Annotated in this window: 16 protein-coding genes and 1 pseudogene; 9 read left to right on the forward strand and 8 right to left on the reverse strand. The window is 71.8% G+C overall.

From position 1 onward, the window contains the following. Positions 1-146: 146 nt before the first annotated feature. The gene (locus tag JJ683_RS17185) at positions 147-620 is read right to left on the reverse strand and encodes a hypothetical protein (protein WP_200175912.1); all 474 of its coding nucleotides are present in this window, start codon (positions 618-620) and stop codon (positions 147-149) included. Between the two features lie 96 nt (positions 621-716). On the opposite strand from JJ683_RS17185, the gene JJ683_RS17190 reads away from it, so the two are divergent. Continuing rightward, complete coding sequence (locus JJ683_RS17190; protein ID WP_200175913.1) at positions 717-1307, forward strand: hypothetical protein; 591 nt, start codon at positions 717-719, stop codon at positions 1305-1307. A gap of 26 nt (positions 1308-1333) precedes the next feature. Here the strand turns inward: JJ683_RS17190 and JJ683_RS17195 are convergent, their stop codons facing one another. Continuing rightward, on the reverse strand, positions 1334-2899 hold the full coding sequence (locus JJ683_RS17195) for a hypothetical protein (protein ID WP_200175914.1): 1566 nt from the start codon (positions 2897-2899) through the stop codon (positions 1334-1336). A gap of 168 nt (positions 2900-3067) precedes the next feature. Here JJ683_RS17195 and JJ683_RS17200 point away from each other — a divergent pair, with 168 nt between their 5' ends. From JJ683_RS17200 to JJ683_RS17210, 4 genes and pseudogenes are all read left to right on the forward strand, one after another. Further along, a complete protein-coding gene (locus JJ683_RS17200) occupies positions 3068-3952 on the forward strand; it encodes an arylamine N-acetyltransferase family protein (RefSeq protein ID WP_200175916.1) in 885 nt (294 codons plus the stop codon). 78 nt (positions 3953-4030) lie between these two features. Beyond that, a pseudogene (locus JJ683_RS19290) lies at positions 4031-4161 on the forward strand (MFS transporter); the annotation flags it as partial. Between the two features lie 118 nt (positions 4162-4279). Then, a complete protein-coding gene (locus JJ683_RS17205; RefSeq protein WP_200175918.1) occupies positions 4280-4555 on the forward strand; it encodes a hypothetical protein in 276 nt (91 codons plus the stop codon). A 145-nt stretch (positions 4556-4700) separates the two neighbouring features. Continuing rightward, positions 4701-5558, forward strand: a complete 858-nt coding sequence (locus JJ683_RS17210; RefSeq protein ID WP_200175920.1) for a PaaX family transcriptional regulator — start codon at positions 4701-4703, stop codon at positions 5556-5558. 155 nt (positions 5559-5713) lie between these two features. Here JJ683_RS17210 and JJ683_RS17215 read toward each other — a convergent pair whose 3' ends face one another. Next, positions 5714-5983, reverse strand: coding sequence for a hypothetical protein (locus tag JJ683_RS17215; RefSeq protein ID WP_200175922.1), 270 nt, complete (start codon positions 5981-5983; stop codon positions 5714-5716). A gap of 379 nt (positions 5984-6362) precedes the next feature. Between JJ683_RS17215 and JJ683_RS17220 the strand changes: the two genes are divergently transcribed. Then, positions 6363-7532: an alpha/beta hydrolase family protein gene (locus JJ683_RS17220; protein ID WP_200175935.1), complete on the forward strand. Its 1170-nt coding sequence runs from the start codon at positions 6363-6365 to the stop codon at positions 7530-7532. A 21-nt stretch (positions 7533-7553) separates the two neighbouring features. Here the strand turns inward: JJ683_RS17220 and JJ683_RS17225 are convergent, their stop codons facing one another. After that, on the reverse strand, positions 7554-9098 hold the full coding sequence (locus JJ683_RS17225; protein ID WP_200175923.1) for a long-chain-fatty-acid--CoA ligase: 1545 nt from the start codon (positions 9096-9098) through the stop codon (positions 7554-7556). 325 nt (positions 9099-9423) lie between these two features. Here JJ683_RS17225 and JJ683_RS17230 point away from each other — a divergent pair, with 325 nt between their 5' ends. Further along, positions 9424-10146, forward strand: coding sequence for a hypothetical protein (locus JJ683_RS17230; RefSeq protein ID WP_200175924.1), 723 nt, complete (start codon positions 9424-9426; stop codon positions 10144-10146). 68 nt (positions 10147-10214) lie between these two features. Here the strand turns inward: JJ683_RS17230 and JJ683_RS17235 are convergent, their stop codons facing one another. Together JJ683_RS17235 and JJ683_RS17240 are read right to left on the reverse strand one after the other, a co-directional pair. Beyond that, positions 10215-11171, reverse strand: a complete 957-nt coding sequence (locus JJ683_RS17235; protein WP_200175937.1) for a LysR family transcriptional regulator — start codon at positions 11169-11171, stop codon at positions 10215-10217. Further along, complete coding sequence (locus JJ683_RS17240) at positions 11171-12082, reverse strand: LysR family transcriptional regulator (RefSeq protein ID WP_200175925.1); 912 nt, start codon at positions 12080-12082, stop codon at positions 11171-11173. Before JJ683_RS17240 ends, JJ683_RS17235 begins: the two co-directional genes overlap by 1 nt. A gap of 162 nt (positions 12083-12244) precedes the next feature. Between JJ683_RS17240 and JJ683_RS17245 the strand changes: the two genes are divergently transcribed. Continuing rightward, on the forward strand, positions 12245-13468 hold the full coding sequence (locus JJ683_RS17245; protein WP_200175926.1) for an acyl-CoA dehydrogenase family protein: 1224 nt from the start codon (positions 12245-12247) through the stop codon (positions 13466-13468). Between the two features lie 14 nt (positions 13469-13482). Here JJ683_RS17245 and JJ683_RS17250 read toward each other — a convergent pair whose 3' ends face one another. Then, positions 13483-13959, reverse strand: coding sequence for a VOC family protein (locus JJ683_RS17250; RefSeq protein ID WP_200175928.1), 477 nt, complete (start codon positions 13957-13959; stop codon positions 13483-13485). A gap of 170 nt (positions 13960-14129) precedes the next feature. On the opposite strand from JJ683_RS17250, the gene JJ683_RS17255 reads away from it, so the two are divergent. Further along, positions 14130-15089 carry a sigma-70 family RNA polymerase sigma factor gene (locus JJ683_RS17255; protein ID WP_372435335.1) on the forward strand — a complete coding sequence of 320 codons (960 nt, stop codon included), beginning with the start codon at positions 14130-14132 and terminating at the stop codon, positions 15087-15089. A gap of 228 nt (positions 15090-15317) precedes the next feature. Here JJ683_RS17255 and JJ683_RS17260 read toward each other — a convergent pair. Further along, positions 15318-15882 (reverse strand): hypothetical protein (locus tag JJ683_RS17260; protein WP_200175933.1); only part of this gene is annotated, 565 nt, incomplete at its 5' end.

Below are 15882 nucleotides of genomic sequence, written 5' to 3' on the forward strand. Positions count from 1 at the left end.
ATCGCCGGGGCCTCCTACGACTGTGGATAGGCCGGGCAGGCGGCTCCTGCCTGGTAACCCACGAGGATTCGTCAGGCTGGCCCCGGCCCGCAACCGCTCACGCGAGCGGCCACCTCATACCGTCTGAGCGGACGGCGGTGGCCGGCTCACAGCCAGTGCGCCAGACCCACCGCGAACAGCGCGAGGGTGAGCAGGCCGATGGTGCCGCGGAGTGCCGCCGCTGCGCGTCCGCCGCGGGCGACGTGGCCGTCGAGCGCCCCGCCGCTCTCCTCTGCGCGGCGGCGCAGGCGGGTCATGTTCCGTGCCTGCACGATCCCCCACGCCAATGCCGCGACGAGTGCCGCGGCGAGCACGGTGAGCGCGGTGCTCATGCCCGTCCATGGCGCCGCGCCCAGCAGCACCGCGCCGACCACGAGACCCACCAGCAGGTCGATCGTCGCGAAGATACCGTATGCGCGCCCGAACGCCCGGAAGAACGACACCCGCGCCATCGGCTCGAGCGTGGCGGAACTGACGCGTGCGACGAATACGACCGTCACCATGCCTCCGATCCACAGGCAGGCGGCCAGGATGAGGATGCCGGACAGGGTGCTTTCCGCACCGGGGGACAGGCTGGTCATCGGGGTTCCGTTTCGCCGAGGGTACGCATCCGGTCTACCATCGGCCGCCCTGTGGGAGGCGCCCGGGCGGCCGCCGGGTCTGTTAGCGTCGGCGCCATGAGTGGGACAGCGAACAGGAAGGGCGTCCGGGCGGCCGCCGCGGTGATCGCGGTCGCAGCCGCGCTGGGCGCCTCGGCGTGCTCCTCGTCCGACGGCGGCCAGGGCGATGCTGCGCGCGCCACGCAGACCGGCACCGCGCAGACCGGCACCGCGCAGACCGGCACCGCGCAGACGGGTACGACTCAGCCGGAGCCGCAACAGTCCGGTGGTGCCACGGGGCAGCCGGCGCCGGGGTCCGGAGCGACCGCCACAGTGACATCGGTGGTGTTGAACGGCGACCCGCAGGCCATCGACTTCCCCGACGTGCGCTGCGACCACGAGCACGACGAGGGTTTCCCGCAGATCGACTTCGAGGCGCAGGACCGGGCGGCCGACAGGGAACTGCAGGTGGAGATCGTGCTGTCCGATCCGCCCAAGCTCGACGACTTCGAGCTGGAGCAGGGGCGCGACGAGTGGCAGGCCACCGACGCGGACAGGGCGGGCGCGCAAATCACCGTCGATGGTGCGAACTACCGCGTGTCCTCCGCGGTGACGCAGGACGACACCAAGGAAGCGGGCCGCATGGAGGTCGAGTTCACCTGCCCGTAGGCCCGGCCTGGCGGGCCCGCAGCGCATCACCCCGCCGGTGGGCCGATGCGGAGCATGCGCCCCACCGTTCCCTGCCAGTACACGCCGGGCCCGTCGCCGTCGCCGACGTTCGGCGCGACCGTCCCGGTGAGCTCCATCGGCTCGTCCACCGGCGCGGTGCCGACGAACGAGCGCACCGCCTCGTCGCCGGTGTCGGCGTCGATCGCGGTGTAGAACACCGGCCCCGTCTTCTGGGCCATGCCGCTGGCGAGTACGTCCCCGGGCAGCCCCGGAACCTGTGCGTCGCCGTAGGACAGGCCGTGGATGAGCCTGTCGCCGGTGGTCGCCTTCGGTAGTGTCGCGGTGCGGGTGTTCGACGTCCACTGCCGCATGCAGCCGCTGCCGTCGGTGACGATCGACGTCATGCCGCCCCGGTACGGTGCCTGCGCGGGCACCGCCGGCCCGTCGACCGCCATCGGGAAGTACTGGAAGCCGTAGGTGTTCGCGATGATGAGCGACCACTTGCCGCCGTCCGGGGATGCGAGCGCGATGGGGGAGTTCTCGGACTGGGCCGGCCCCGCGATCAGCCTGCCGTCGGGCGCGGCGGTCTCCGGGTGCAGGGTGGTCGCGAACGCCGGCATCTCGCAGCGCACCTCCCCGCTGGCGCGGTCGAGGACGAACAGCGTCGACTGGTCTGCGGCGTCGAGGTAGGCGACGTAGTCGTCCTGATGCGGCCCGAAGTACGTCGGCGTGGAGCCTGAGCCGTGGCTGAGCATCCCCGGGTGCCGCGCGGCGCCGGGGTCGTAGGCGCGGCGCCACCGGATGTGCGGCTGTCCGTCCTCGCCCTGGTCCACCTCATACAGGGCGCGGGTGGTCATCACCGAGGCGCCGCCGGGGCGCACCGTGATGCCGTTGGACACGCGCTCGCCCGGGGGCTGCCCCGCCTCGGCGGGCAGGTCGAGGATCCGCGCCGACGCGGTGTCGCCGGGGACCACGGTGCCGACCACCGCATCCACGGTGACGAACCAGATGCGGCCGTCGACCCCCGGGGCGAGACCCGTGACGTAGTCGCCGTCGCGGATGAGCGGGTCCAGGTCGGCGAGCACCTCGTCGGTGAGGGTCCACGCGCCGGAGGTGTCGCGGGCGTGCCCGACGGCGTGGAGGACGCCCGCGCCGTCCGCGACGACGACGTGGTCCTGGTCGTCGAGGTAGCCGTACACGCCGCCGAGCAGGGCGCCCTTCGTCAACTGCATGCGGGCGAGGGGCGCGGCGGTGGCGGGATCGAGCAGCACGACCATGGGCGGCGTGGTCTCCAGCGGGTCGACGCCCACGTAGGCGGTGCACAGGGCCACGGGCATGCCGTCGCTCCCGACGAACACCGACGAACACGTGCCGCCGGGGATCGACGCACGCACGCCGGTCTGCGTGCCGGGGCCGACGCCGGGGATGGTGTCGGTGGAGTAGATGTCGCCGTGCACGGTGGCGGTTCCGAGGGGGCCGAGGCCCGGCGTATCCGGCACGGCGCCCGCTGGCGTGGCGAGGGCGGTTGCCGCCGCGAGCGCGGCGGTGACGGCAGCGGCTCCGCGACCGGCGGAACTGATGCGTCGTCCCATGCGTGGCTCCTGCCGCTGGTAGACGGCGGTGTGCCCGGCTGCGGCGGGAACGGCGTACCCAGCGGTTGTCGATGCAACTCGTAACGGCAATGTTCGTGACAAAATGTAACGGCGGAGCCGGAAAAGTGCAATAGATCACAGGAATTTCGATGTGGGGGAGTGCGGCCGATGTTCGGAGAACAGAAAACCGCAGGGCGTCCCCGGTCGAGGGGCTCGGAGAAGTCGCCGCTGTCCGGGATGTCTTGGCGCACCGACCTGTTCGACATCCCCGGATACCTGCGAACGATCGGGCTGGACGCCCCGGCCGCCGCGGAGCCGTCCGTCGACCTGCTCGCCGCGTTGCATGAGTCGCACGTGCGCACATTGCCGTTCGCGAACACCGAAATCCTGCTGGGCACTCACCCGGGGGTGGCGCCGGACGCAGTGCAGGACCAGCTGGTGCGGCGCGGGCGTGGGGGCTACTGCTTCGAGCACGCGCAGATCTTCGCGGCCGCCGCCGAGCACCTGGGCTTCACCGTGCGAAGGGCGCTCGGTCGCGTGCATTCCCTCACGAACACGCGCACGCACATGAGCGTGCAGGTGCAGGCCGATGGCCGGTGGTGGCTCTGCGACCCGGGGTTCGGGTACAGCCTCATCCGCCCGCTGCCGCTGGAGGACGGCGCGACGCAGGATCTGGGCGGGCGGACCGCGCGGCTCGCCCGCGCCGACGACGACGGCGCCGTCGTGTGGGTGCTGAGCCGTGACGGCGCCGTGGAGCACTGCACCGACGGGCTGCCGGTGAAGCCGGCGGATGTGCGCACCGGGCACTTCATCACCTCACGGGAGCCGGACTCTCCGTTCGTCAACCACCTGACGGTCATGCGGCACATGCCGTACGGGCACGTGACGATCACCGAGGGTGCACGCACCGTGCGCTCTGCGGGCCGGCCCACCGAGCACTCGGAGATCTCCGCCGCCGAGGCGGTGGACGGAGTGCGCGAACTGGGGCTGCGCCTGGGCGACGGGGAACGGGATCTGCTCGCCGCAACACTCGAGACGCTGCGGCGGGGGTGAGCGGCGGGGCGATCCGCGTGACCGGTGAGCGCATTCCCACGCGCTACAACGGTCTGGCGTAGGCACGCGCACACCGGTGCCGCCGGCACGCTCGCCGTCGGGTACGTCGCCCGGCCGCTCGGCGGGATCATCTGCGGCCACTTCGGCGACCGGTTCGGCCGCGCAAGCACATCCTCATCGTCACGATGGCGCTCATGGGCGGCGCGAGCCCGTCGACGAGCCCCAGCCCACCGCGGTCTGCCCGCGTACGCCTTCCTGCCGGGTGGCGAAGATGTCGGCCCGGTCCTTGCGTGCCTTGCGCTCGTCGACCACACGGTCAGGCCGCCGGTGCCGGGGAGAACGCCGAGCAGCGGCACCTCCGGCAGCGAGACGGCGGACGTGCCGCCGTCGGGGTCCACCGCGAGGGTGAGAGTGGCGACGGGGCCGTCGAACTCGAGTTTCCAGTGGCGGTACGCGGCCGGTTCTGTATCGAAGTCGACCTCGGGGGCGTGGCCGCCGGCGCTGTCGGTGGCGTCGTTGTCGATGACGGTCATCGAGGAGCCTCTCGTCGGCGGCGTGGCGGGAGCGCGGATGCGATGCACAAAACGCTACGCGTACGATTAAGAACGTTAAGAAAATGTAGAATAAGTGGTGGTGCGTTATCGTAGGACACGCGTCCTGCTTTGCCGGGTGACGGTGCAGTCGGGGTGCCCGGAAGTGCCTGGACCGCCGCGGTTCCGGCCACCGAAGTCCGGCGAAAGGAGCCGAGGTGTCCGTCACCGATACCGCGGGTGCGTCCCTCGCCGCGGGCCGCGACGAACTCGGCGGGGCCAGCGCGCGCTCGCTGCTGCTCACCGTGCTGGGCGAGTTCGTCTACCCACGCGGCACCGACGTGTGGACGTCCACGCTGCTGGAATCCCTCGGTGCCCTGGGGGTGGAGGAGAAGTCCGCGCGCCAGGCCATCGCGCGCGCCGCGGCGGAGGGGCTGCTGGAATCGACTCGCGACGGCCGGCGCACCCGCTGGAGCCTCACCGCGGCGGGCGCCGAGCTGCTGGGTGAGGGCGCGGCCCGCATCCACACCTTCCTCGCCGACGAGCACGATTGGGACGGGCGCTGGCTGCTGCTGTCGGTGGCGGTGCCCGAGGCGCAGCGCAAGCTGCGGCACCGGCTGCGCACGCAGCTGACCTGGCTGGGCATGGGCTCGCCGGCGCCCGGGCTGTGGGTGGTGCCGGACGCCGCCAAGCTCGACGAGCTCGAGGGCGTGCTGGACGGCCTGGGATTGCGCCGGGCCGCCTTCGTGTGGACCGGGCAGTGGGCGGAGGTCGGCGAGCGCCAGGCGCTCATCGAGGCCGCCTGGAAGCTCGACGAGGTCGGTGGGAAGTACCGCGAGTTCGTCGACGTCTTCGTACCGGAGGACGGGCTGGCGCCGGCGGATGCGTTCGCCGCGCAGGTGCGGCTGGTGCAGGCGTGGCGGCGGTTCCCGTTTCTCGACCCCGACCTGCCGGCACGGCTGCTCCCGGACGACTGGCCGGGCCCCGACGCCGTGCACGCGTTCCGTGAGTGCCACGCGCGCTGGTACGAATCGGCCCAGTCGGCGTGGAAGGCATGGGAGGCCGACGCGGGGTAGAGGACGGAACCTGCTCGCGCCGTGTCGGTGGTTTTTCGGTGCCAGGCCCGCAAGTTCGAGCCACACGTCGGGCTTGCTCTGCGCGTCCACGACCACTCGGCCGTCGATCATCTGCTCCGCCTTCTCTTCGGTGTGCGGCCGCGCGGTGTTCAACGTCAGTCGGCGTGCCCGCGCTCCTCGACGGTCCGCATCAGCCGTTCGTAGGCGAGATAGTAGATGGGAAGTGCGGACGCGAGGGCGAGCCGGCCGACGGCCTTCCCGAGCCACGACACGTCATTGTTGAGCAGGGCCAGGCCCAGGAACACTTCGAGGCCGATGAGGAAGATGAACGCGAGGATGATCGCGATGACGACGCCGAGGGTCTGGTCGATCCCGTCAGGCCTGCGCGCGGAGGCCTGCTCTCGGGTGATGGTGGGGGTGGTCATGGGTTGAGCCTCCTGTGTGCGCGCCGGCTGCGGGCGCGGCGTGGTCGAGGGGACGTCACGGCGCTTTCGCGTGTCGGGTTCCGCGGTGCTCCGGCGGGGTGTCCACCGCGCGCAAATCGCGCTACGAACACATGACGTGCGAAATACACGCGTAGATCAAGCGCTGTGAGATGTTCACCACTCCCGGCGCCTGGATGCGCGGTCGCGCTGCGTTGACCCTGTCCGGCCGCGTCCCGATTACCGGAAGGGGCCGGCGGATGCCCGCGCCGCGGTTGCACACTGCGCGGGTCCCCGCCGCCAGCACAGTGAGGTAGCCATGCCGCATCGCATCGACAAATCCGCCATCGCCCACCGGAAGCGGCTGCGGGGCAGAAGGTTCATGTGCTGCGCGGCGGCGCTGGCCGTGACCGCCGGCGTGGCGTCGGCGTGTTCGTCGGGCGGCGCGCCCCGCGGCGGCGATGTCCCCTCGGCGCAGGGCGAGGCCGGCACGCTCCTCACTGCGGACCCGATCGAGACGGCGGCCGCGCTGCCCAGCGCCGAGAGCACCCGGCTGGTCACATACATGTCGGAGGACGCCGCGGGGAAGCCGATCGTCGTGTCCGGCACGGTGTCCGTGCCCCGCGGGCCCGCGCCGGAAGGCGGCTTCCCAGTGCTGAGCTGGGCGCACGGCACCAGCGGTTACGCCGACGTCTGCGCGCCGTCGCAGGACACCGCCGACGGGCCGGACCACGACTACTTCGCGGGCGTCACCGCGGAGCTGGACAAGTGGGTGCAGCGCGGGTTCGCGGTGGTGCAGACCGATTACGAGGGGCTCGGCACGCCGGGCGGCCACACCTACATGAACGGTGACAGCGCCGCCCACACGGTGACCGACATCGTGCGTGCCGCGCGGCAGCTCGACGGGCGCATCGGCGACGAATGGGTCGTCGCCGGCCACAGCCAGGGCGGCCAGGCCGCGCTGTTCACCGCGCAGAACGCCCCGGAACGCGCGCCCGAGCTGGACCTGCAGGCCGCCGTGTCGATCGCGCCCGGCGGTACGACGCTGCGCGACACCGTCGACTACATCCGTGCGGGCGGCCCGGGGGCGGAGGCCGCCGAAGCGTTCGTGCCGATCATCCTGCTGGGCGCGGAGGCCGCCGACCCGGAGATCGACGCAGAGGCGCTGCTCACCGACACCGCGCACCCCATGCTCACCGCGACCCGCACGGGGTGCCTCGCCCAGATCCGCCAGGCGGAGACGGTCCCCCCGGAGCAGTTCTTCCGCCCCGACGCCGACCTGGCGCCGCTCACCGACTACCTGGCGCGCCAGGAACCCGGCGCGGTGGTGCCGGCGGTGCCGACGATGATCGCTCAGGGCGGCGCCGACGCGATCGTGCTGCCGGAGCGCACCGGTGAACTCGTGGACCAGCTGTGCAACGTCGCGCCCGTGACCTATCGCCTGTATGCGGGCGAAGACCACCGCGGTGCGGTGCCGGCCTCCGACGCCGATGTGCGCGGATTCGTCGCCGCGGCGATGGCGGGGGAGGTGACGCCGGATTCCTGCGGATAGCGGCCGCGCGGGCCGGCGGCGTCAGGCGGGGGCGCCGGCCGGGGCGGGGGCGGTGCCGTAGGTCGCCGGGCCCGATCGATCGAACTGCTTGCGCAGCTCCCGCTTGAGCACCTTGTGGCTGGGCCCCAGGGGCAGCGCGTCGACCACCTCGATCCGGCGCGGATACTTCTGCTTGCCCAGGTGCTCACGGGCCCACGCGTAGAGCTCGTCGGCGTCGACGGCCTCCCCGGCGCGGGGGACGACGATCGCGCACACTTCCTCGCCGACGTCCGCGTCCGGAACGCCGATCACGGCGGCCTGGGAGACCGCGGGGTGCCGCATGAGCACCTCCTCGAGTTCGCGCGGGTAGACGTTGTATCCGCCGCGGATGATCAGATCCTTCTTGCGGTCGACGACGAACAGGAACCCGTCGGAGTCCTTGACCCCGATGTCGCCGGTGCGGAACCAGCCGTCGACGAGCACCTCCGCGGTGGCCTCCGGCCTGCCGTGATACCCGGAGAACACGTTGTGCCCGCGCACCACGATCTCGCCGCGGCGACCGGTGTCGAGCAGCGCGATGCGGCCCTCGACGTCCGGATCCGCGATCTCGACGTCGACGCCCCAGATGGCGTGCCCGATGGACCCGGGCCGCACGCCGAAATCGGGCTGGTTCACCGAGGCCGTGGGCGAGGTCTCCGACAGGCCGTATCCCTCGTAAATCGTGGTGTGGAACGCCTCTTCGAAGGCGGACAGTGCGGCGACGGGTAGCGACGCGCCGCCCGAGATGCACATGCGCAGCGACGTGACGGCCTTCGCGTGCCCCGCCGCCTCGGTGAGGCGGATGAACATGGTGGGCACGCCGAAGAACGCGGTCACCTGCTCGCGGCACATCAGCTCGACGGCGTCCGCGGCGTCGAAACGCGGCTGCAGCACCAGGGTGGCGCCGATGCGGAAGGTCGAGTTCATCGACACCGTCTGGCCGAAGGTGTGGAACAGGGGGAGGCAGCCGAGCACGATGTCGTCGCGCTCGAACGGGTTGGCGTCGATCGCATTGGCGGTGGCGCACATGACGAGGTTCAGGTGCGTCAGCAACGCCCCCTTCGGTCTTCCTGTGGTTCCCGAGGTGTAGAAGAGGACGGCGACGTCCTCCGGTCCGCGTGTGGCGTACGTGCCGACGGCCGGAGTGCCCGGCGGGCAGTGGGCCGCGAGCACAGCTGCCCCCGTGCGCGCGGCGGCCGCGCGGGCGGTCTCGTCCGGCGCATCGGGCACGATCAGATGCCCCGCGCCGGAGTCTGCGAGCATGTATTCGACTTCGTCGGCCCGCAGCATCGTCGGCACCGGGACCACCACGGCCCCGGCCGCGAGCGCCCCGTAGTAGGCGCGGACGAATTCGACCGTGTTGGGGCACATGATCGCCACGTGATCACCGGGGGCCACGCCCTCGTCCGCCAGGTACTGCGCGTACTGCCGTGCCTGATGCCACAGGTCCCCGTAGGACACGCGGCGCTCCCCCTCGATCACGGCGGTCTTGCCGGGGACGCGGCGGGCGGGCTCGGCGAGTATTGCGGCGAGCGACAACGTGGACATAGGCGCGGTGCCCTTCCTGATGCTGCGGTGATCGGGACCACCCCAGCATGGGCCGCCCGCGCGCCGCGGCGCCAAGACCGTCGGCCTATGGCTGCCTTAGCGTCGCGGCGATGGGGCGACATGGCCGCACGCACAGCTCCCCGACGCATAGTCAGCGGCTATCGGTGCATGAGCCTGCAGGACTTTGCCGGTGAGGCGCATCACGAGTGATGGTGGACACAGTCGGAGGGCCCGCCGCGCCGCGGCACGCGGATCCCGGCTTCAGCGGCGCATCCGCCGGAACAACCGCCGCCCCATCATTTCGACCACAGCGAGGTGCACGATCATGACCATTCTCGAGGAGACGACGCGCCACGGCACGCTGCCGGTGACGGCGGGGGGAGCCGGCCGGTCGCCGAGCGCCGAACCGGCCGCCCCCGGCGCGGGGGGAGCGGCAGGCGGGCGGCTGAGCGGCCTGATCGACCCGACACCCGTGGCGGTGGCACTTCTGGCCGTGCAGCTCGCGGTGTTCGCGGTGCGCTGGCTGGGCGCCACCCCGGCACACCTGGGTGACGCGGCGCTGGAGACCGCGCTCATCGTCGCCACGCTCGCAGCCGGCGGCGGACAGCTGCTCGCCGGCGTCTTCGGCTACCTCCGCGGCGACAAATACGTCTCGCACGTCGCCGCCGTCGTGGGGCTGTGGCTGTTCGGGCTGTACTTCCTGACCAGCAACGACGCGATGGAGCCCGCGTCGGTCGGCTGGTACAACATCTTCCTGGCCGTGCTGCTGGCGATCATCATGGTCCCCGCGGTCGTCAAGCGCATGTATGCGTTCATCTGCGCATTCAGCTCGATCAGCGCGGTGCTGGTGTTGTCCGGCCTGGGTTTCCTCAGCCTGCAGGCGGCCGAAGACGCCGGAGGCGCCGCGGATCTGTCGACGGCGGCCGGGCTGTTGAACGCGTCGGCGTGGTTCGCGTTCATCGGCGCGGCGAGCTTGCTGTGGATTCTGGCGAAGACCCTGTACGCGGAGTCGAATGTGCTGGGTCTGGGCGGTTCCGAGGACGACTGAACGCCTGCGTCGGGCCGCCTCGGGCGGAGTCCGGGCGTGCCGGTGCAGGATCCGGCACGCCCGGACCGTCATTCGAGGTCGGACTCCTGCTGGCGCCGTAGGTGATTCCGGGTGAATTCGAGGAACTCCTCGCCGACAGGGGACAGGCTCTGCGGCCGGAACGCCAGTCCGAAGCTGCGCGCCAGCGGCGGGTCGGTGGGACGCACCACGGCGCGATCGGCGGCGTACTCGACGAGGGACCTCTCCAGCAGCGTTCCACCGACTCCGGCGAGCACCAGGGCCGCCCACGCCTCGCGGTGCGCGGCGAGGACCGCGACCGGGGGACGCCGCCCGCCCCGGCGGATCGTCGCCGCGAACTCGTCGGCGACGGAGGAGCCGCGCGGGGCGAAGATCATCGGGATCTCCGGCAGGTCCGTCAGCGGTACGGGGCCCTCCGGCAGCACCGTCCCCGGCGGGTAGGCCAGCCAGTACTCCTGCAACCCCAGCGGCAGGACCTCGATGGGGCCATCCTCGCCGTCGGCGGTTTGTGCCCCGCCGTCGACGGGCCCCACGCCGCCGGCATTGCAGGAGCCGGGCGGCAGGTGCGCGGCGATGAACTCGCAGTGCCCCTCGCGCAGCATCCCCGCGGCGTCATCCTCGTCCCGCAGAGCGCCGAAGCCGATCGCCACCCGGGGATGCTCGCGCCGGAACCCTCCGATGACCTCGACGATGGGTCCGGACGCGATGGCGGGGAACGCGAGGATGTCCAGCCTGCCGGTGAGCGGACCGGAGCGGGGCGCCAGCAGGTCCTCGGCGGCGGCGGTGTCGCGGAGGATGCGCCGGGCCGGGCCGACCATGGCGCGGCCCGCGGCGCTGAGCATCATGCCGCGCCCGAGGCGCTGGAACAGTTGCACGCCCAGCTCCCGTTCCAGGCGGCGCAGCGACTGGGAGACCGTCGGCTGGGAGACGCCGAGGGCCGCGGCCGCAGCCCCGACGCTCTCGTGCTCGACGACGGCCAGGAAGTACTCCACCTGACGCAGTTCCATCATCTGCCTCCCGGATCCGTCGGCTGCCTCCCCGGTCCCGTCGGCTGCCGCCCGGACCATTCGCGCGCCACGGCGGCGAACGCTGCGGCCGCCGGCGACGGTTTTCCCGCGCGCAGCGTGAGGCCCACCGCGCGCATCGAGGGGGGTGACAGCGGGCGGTGATCGAGTTGTGGAAACACGGCCCGGGCCACCGGGCGCGGCACGATCGTCGCGCCCGCCCCCGCCAGGACGAGCTCGCGCGTCGCATTGGCGTGCGTGCAGTCGAGGACGGGGCCGCCGTCGCGCCCTCCGCCCGCGGTGACCAGTTCCGCCAGGACGGTGTCGGTGAGGTCGATGACCAGGGGTATCTCGGCGAGGAGCGGGCGCGGGACGGGGTCGGGGAGCGTGGCGGCGAGAACCGCGGGGAGTGCGAGGACGAGTTCTTGCTCGCACAGGTGCAGGGTCCGCTGCGCTCCGCCGCGCGGGACGTCCTGCAACGCCACCTCGGCGGCGCCGCGTCGCATGGTCGCGTCCGCCTCGTCGGGACCGGCGGCGTCGAGGACCCGTACGACGACCTCCGGATACCGCTGCCGGAAGCGACGCAGCAGATCGACGAGCGGGTCGACGGAGAATGCCGGATAGGTGACCAGATCCACCCGCCCCGCCCGCAGTGCGCGCACCGCCCCGACCTGCTCCTTCGCGTGTTCGACGTCGGCCAGGATGCGCCGCGCCGCGGTATCGAAGGCGCGGCCGTCCGTGGTGAGCTCCAGGCGTCCTCCGCCCCGGTCGAACAGCGTCACCCCGAGCCTGCGTTCCAGGGTGCGGATCGATTGGGACAGCGACGGCTGGGAGATGTACAGGGACTCGGCCGCCCGCGTCACACCCCCGCGGTCGACGACCGCGACGAAGTAGGTGAGCGACTGCAGGTCCACGGCTTCATGCTAAGTCCACGCCCGGCACTTTCGGCGCAGACCACGATCGGCGGCCTGCGCAGAGCCCCGGCGACCCCACCCGCCGTGGCATCGGTTCTGGCTATGCGCCCGAGCGCGTGAAACGTATTGGACGGTCCACGCGGCGCACGGCAGGCTGAAGCCATGACCACTGTCGCGTCCGCACCGCAGTCCGGAACCCCGAACACCGTGTCCGCGGGGGACCCCCCCGAGGTGGACGACGAGGACCTGCGGGCGATCCTCGCGCAGACCCGCGAGTTCATCCGCACCGCGGTGGTCCCGCGCGAGCAGGAGATCGCCGACGCCGACGAGATCCCCGCGGACCTGCGCGCGCAGGCGAAGGCCATGGGCCTGTTCGGTTTCGCGATCCCGCAGCGCTGGGGCGGCCTGGGGCTCGACCTGGCGCAGGACGTGGAGTTGGCGATGGAACTCGGTTACACCACCCTCGCACTCCGCTCGATGTTCGGCACGAACAACGGCATCGCCGGTCAGGTCCTCGTGGGGTTCGGCACCGAGGCGCAGAAGGTCCGGTGGCTCGAACGCATCGCATCCGGGGAGGTGGTCGCCTCGTTCGCGCTCACCGAATCGGGAGCGGGCTCCGATCCGGCCGGGCTGCGCACCGCCGCGGTGCGCGACGGCGAGGACTGGGTGATCACCGGCGACAAGCGTTTCATCACCAACGCGCCCGTCGCGGACCTGTTCGTCGTGTTCGCTCGCACCCGGCCGGCCGACGACTCCGGGCCGGGCATCGCCGTGTTCCTTGTGCCCGCCGGCCGCCCCGGGCTCAGCGTGGGGGTGAAGGACCGGAAGATGGGCCAGGAGGGCTCGTGGACGGCGGACGTGCACTTCGACGGCGTGCGCGTGCCCGGCGACGCCCTGGTGGGCGGCAGCGAGGACGTGGGGTTCCGCGCGGCGATGACGTCGCTGGCGCGGGGGCGGGTGCACATCGCCGCCATGGCGGTGGGCCAGGCGCAGCGGGCGCTCGACGAATCCGTCGAGTACGCGGCCACAGCGACGCAAGGTGGCACGCCGGTGGGGGACTTCCAGCTGGTCCAGGCGATGCTGGCGGACCAGCAGACCGGGGTGATGGCCGGACGCGCTCTGGTGCGCGATGCCGCCGCCAAGTGGGTCTCCGGCGAGGACCGGCGGATCGCCCCGTCGTCGGCCAAGCTGTTCTGCACCGAGATGGTCGGGAAGGTGGCGGACCTCGCCGTGCAGGTGCACGGCGGGACCGGCTACATGCGCGACGTCCCCGTCGAGCGGATCTACCGCGACGTCCGGCTGCTACGCCTGTACGAAGGCACAAGCGAGATCCAGCGGCTGATAATCGGGCGCGGGCTGGTGCGCCGGGCGCGCAGCGTCCGGTAGCAGGTTCGTCCGGATCAGGCCGTCTCCAGCGCGGCGATGACGATCTTCTTCATCGCCATCATGGCCTGGATCTGGGCGGGCCGCACGAGCAGTTCGCCCATGTTCGCGGGGATGATCTGCCAGCTGACGCCGAAGCGGTCCTTGCACCAGCCGCATTGCTCGGATTCCGGCGTGTGGGAGAGCGCCGACCAATAGTGGTCGATCTCGGCCTGGTCCTCACACGTGACGACGAAGGACACCGCCTCGTTGAACGTGAAGATCGGCCCGCCGTCGAGGCAGACGAAGTCCACCCCGTTGAGTGTGAACCGCCCGTTGAGCACCTTGCCGGACATGCCCCGGAAGTGTTCGTCGAGTGATTCGTCCGGGTATTCGATGATCTCGTTGATCCGGGAATCCGGGAACACGGACACGTAGTACTCCATCGCCTCGCGGGCCCGGTCGTCGAACCAGAGGCAGGGCCGGACCGCGGCGGCGCTTGCAGGTGTGCTCATGGCAGTGCCTTCCTCGTAGTGGTCATGCACGGATGGACCGTTCGCGCGGCGCGGAATCATCGGTGCTCAGTGCTGCGAATCCGCTGTGCACAGGTCTTTACCGGAGGCCGCGGACACGGCAGACTGGGAGGATGGAGGCCGCAGAGACCGCGACCGGAACGGTGGATCCTGTGACTGCGGACACCGCGCCGCCGGACTTCACCGCCGTCGCAGCCGGATACCGGCGCGAGTTGCTCGCGCACTGCTACCGGATGACGGGTTCCGTCGGCGAGGCCGAGGACCTGGTGCAGGAGACCTACTTGCGGGCGTGGCGCGCCTACGACGCGTTCGAGGGTCGCTCGTCCGTGCGCACCTGGCTGTACAAGATCGCCACCAACGTGTGCCTGACCAACCTCGACGGCCGCACACGTCGCCCGCTTCCCACGGGACTGGGGACCGCCGATTCGCGGGCGGCGGACGAGTTGGTGGAAGACCACGAGACCCCCTGGCTCGAGCCGATCCCCGACGCCGCGGTCGCCGTGACGGAGCGCGAGTCCATCCGCCTGGCCTTCGTGGCGGCCCTGCAGCATCTGCCGGCCCGCCAGCGCGCGGTGCTGATACTGCGCGACGTCCTGCGTTGGACGGCCAAAGAGACGGCGGCGGCACTCGGTACCACCGCCACCGCGGTCAACTCGGCGCTGCAGCGCGCCCACCGCGAGATGAAGGAGGCCGGGCTCAGCGAGGATTCCGTCGTCGGGGAGCTCGACGACGCGCAGCGACGGATGCTCGACGCCTACGTGGACGCCTTCTGGCGCAAGGACATCGACGCGATCGTCGGCATGCTCACCGACGATGCCGTGTGGGAGATGCCGCCGTTCACGGGCTGGTATGCGGGCCCGCAGCAGATCGGCGAGCTCATCGACACGCGGTGCCCCGGAGGGCCGCGCGACATGCCGATGCTCGCCACGAGCGCCAACGGTCAGCCCGCGTTCGGTCTGTACATGGCCCAGCCCGACGGCACGTACACCCCGTTCCAGCTGCAGGTGCTGCGGCTGGACGGTGACAGGGTGGCGAAGGTGGTCGCGTTCTTCACGCCGGGGCTGTTCGAACGGTTCGGGTTGCCCGGCAGGCTGGGCGCGCCTGCGGGGTGACGGCCCGGCGATGATTCCCCGGGCGGGCGCGGTCTGCATTGGGGTAAGGAATTGCAGCCATCGAAGGAACGCGACCCGTCATGTCCGAACTGAAGACCCCCACCACCGTCGACAGTCTAGGAGCCGATGACCGCCCCCGGCGCGCCGGTGCTGTTCATGGTCACCGATCCCGACGGAAACGCGATCGCCATCGTGCAGCGGTGACTGCCGGGCGACCGCGCCGCGCTGTCACCGCCGATCCGGCGTGACCGCCCCTCGGGTGCCGTCTCGTGTACCGGGGCCGTCCTCGTCGCCCGGGGTGTCCTCATCGGCGGCGCCCCGGTCCTCCTGGGCGCTGGCCGCGTCGCCGCCCAGCACCCCGCGGGCGGCCTTCGCCGCGCCCGCCGTTGTCTCGCCGATACGCGTGGTGTGCGATGCGACGGCGTCGTCGACGGCGGAGATGCCGGTGGAGCCGAACATCTTCTTCTGCGTCTCCATCGCGGTCTCGACGGACTTCTCGTAGGCGTCGACGCCTGCCAGCCCGGCCTTCTTGCCCGCGCCGAGCGCCGCGGACCCCGCCTTGCGGCCGACTCCCACGGCGGCGGTGCCGGCCTTCCAGCCCGCCCCTAGCGCCGTGACGCCGAGCCGCTTGCCTGTGTCGAGCGCCGCGGCGGCGGTGCGGTGCGGCTGTTCCTGGGCGGCCGGCGTCTGCGGGGACTGCGCCTGCGACGACGGTGCGTCCGGCCTTCGTGCGGTGTCGGCGGCCTCCGCCGCCGGGGAGCTGCGATCCGGCGCCCCGGGCTGCGCGATGTCG

Origin of the sequence: Tomitella cavernea (genome assembly GCF_016599145.1) — a bacterium.
Classification (GTDB): Bacteria; Actinomycetota; Actinomycetes; order Mycobacteriales; family Mycobacteriaceae; genus Tomitella; species Tomitella cavernae.

Excerpts from the sequence above, each read along its gene's own strand:
- JJ683_RS17185 (WP_200175912.1), bottom strand. The coding sequence starts at position 620 with ATGACCAGCCTGTCCCCCGGTGCGGAAAGCACCCTGTCCGGCATCCTC.
- JJ683_RS17190 (WP_200175913.1), top strand. The coding sequence starts at position 717 with ATGAGTGGGACAGCGAACAGGAAGGGCGTCCGGGCGGCCGCCGCGGTG.
- JJ683_RS17195 (WP_200175914.1), bottom strand. The coding sequence starts at position 2,899 with ATGGGACGACGCATCAGTTCCGCCGGTCGCGGAGCCGCTGCCGTCACC.
- JJ683_RS17200 (WP_200175916.1), top strand. The coding sequence starts at position 3,068 with ATGTTCGGAGAACAGAAAACCGCAGGGCGTCCCCGGTCGAGGGGCTCG.
- JJ683_RS17215 (WP_200175922.1), bottom strand. The coding sequence starts at position 5,983 with ATGACCACCCCCACCATCACCCGAGAGCAGGCCTCCGCGCGCAGGCCT.
- JJ683_RS17220 (WP_200175935.1), top strand. The coding sequence starts at position 6,363 with ATGTGCTGCGCGGCGGCGCTGGCCGTGACCGCCGGCGTGGCGTCGGCG.
- JJ683_RS17225 (WP_200175923.1), bottom strand. The coding sequence starts at position 9,098 with ATGTCCACGTTGTCGCTCGCCGCAATACTCGCCGAGCCCGCCCGCCGC.
- JJ683_RS17230 (WP_200175924.1), top strand. The coding sequence starts at position 9,424 with ATGACCATTCTCGAGGAGACGACGCGCCACGGCACGCTGCCGGTGACG.
- JJ683_RS17235 (WP_200175937.1), bottom strand. The coding sequence starts at position 11,171 with ATGGAACTGCGTCAGGTGGAGTACTTCCTGGCCGTCGTCGAGCACGAG.
- JJ683_RS17245 (WP_200175926.1), top strand. The coding sequence starts at position 12,245 with ATGACCACTGTCGCGTCCGCACCGCAGTCCGGAACCCCGAACACCGTG.
- JJ683_RS17250 (WP_200175928.1), bottom strand. The coding sequence starts at position 13,959 with ATGAGCACACCTGCAAGCGCCGCCGCGGTCCGGCCCTGCCTCTGGTTC.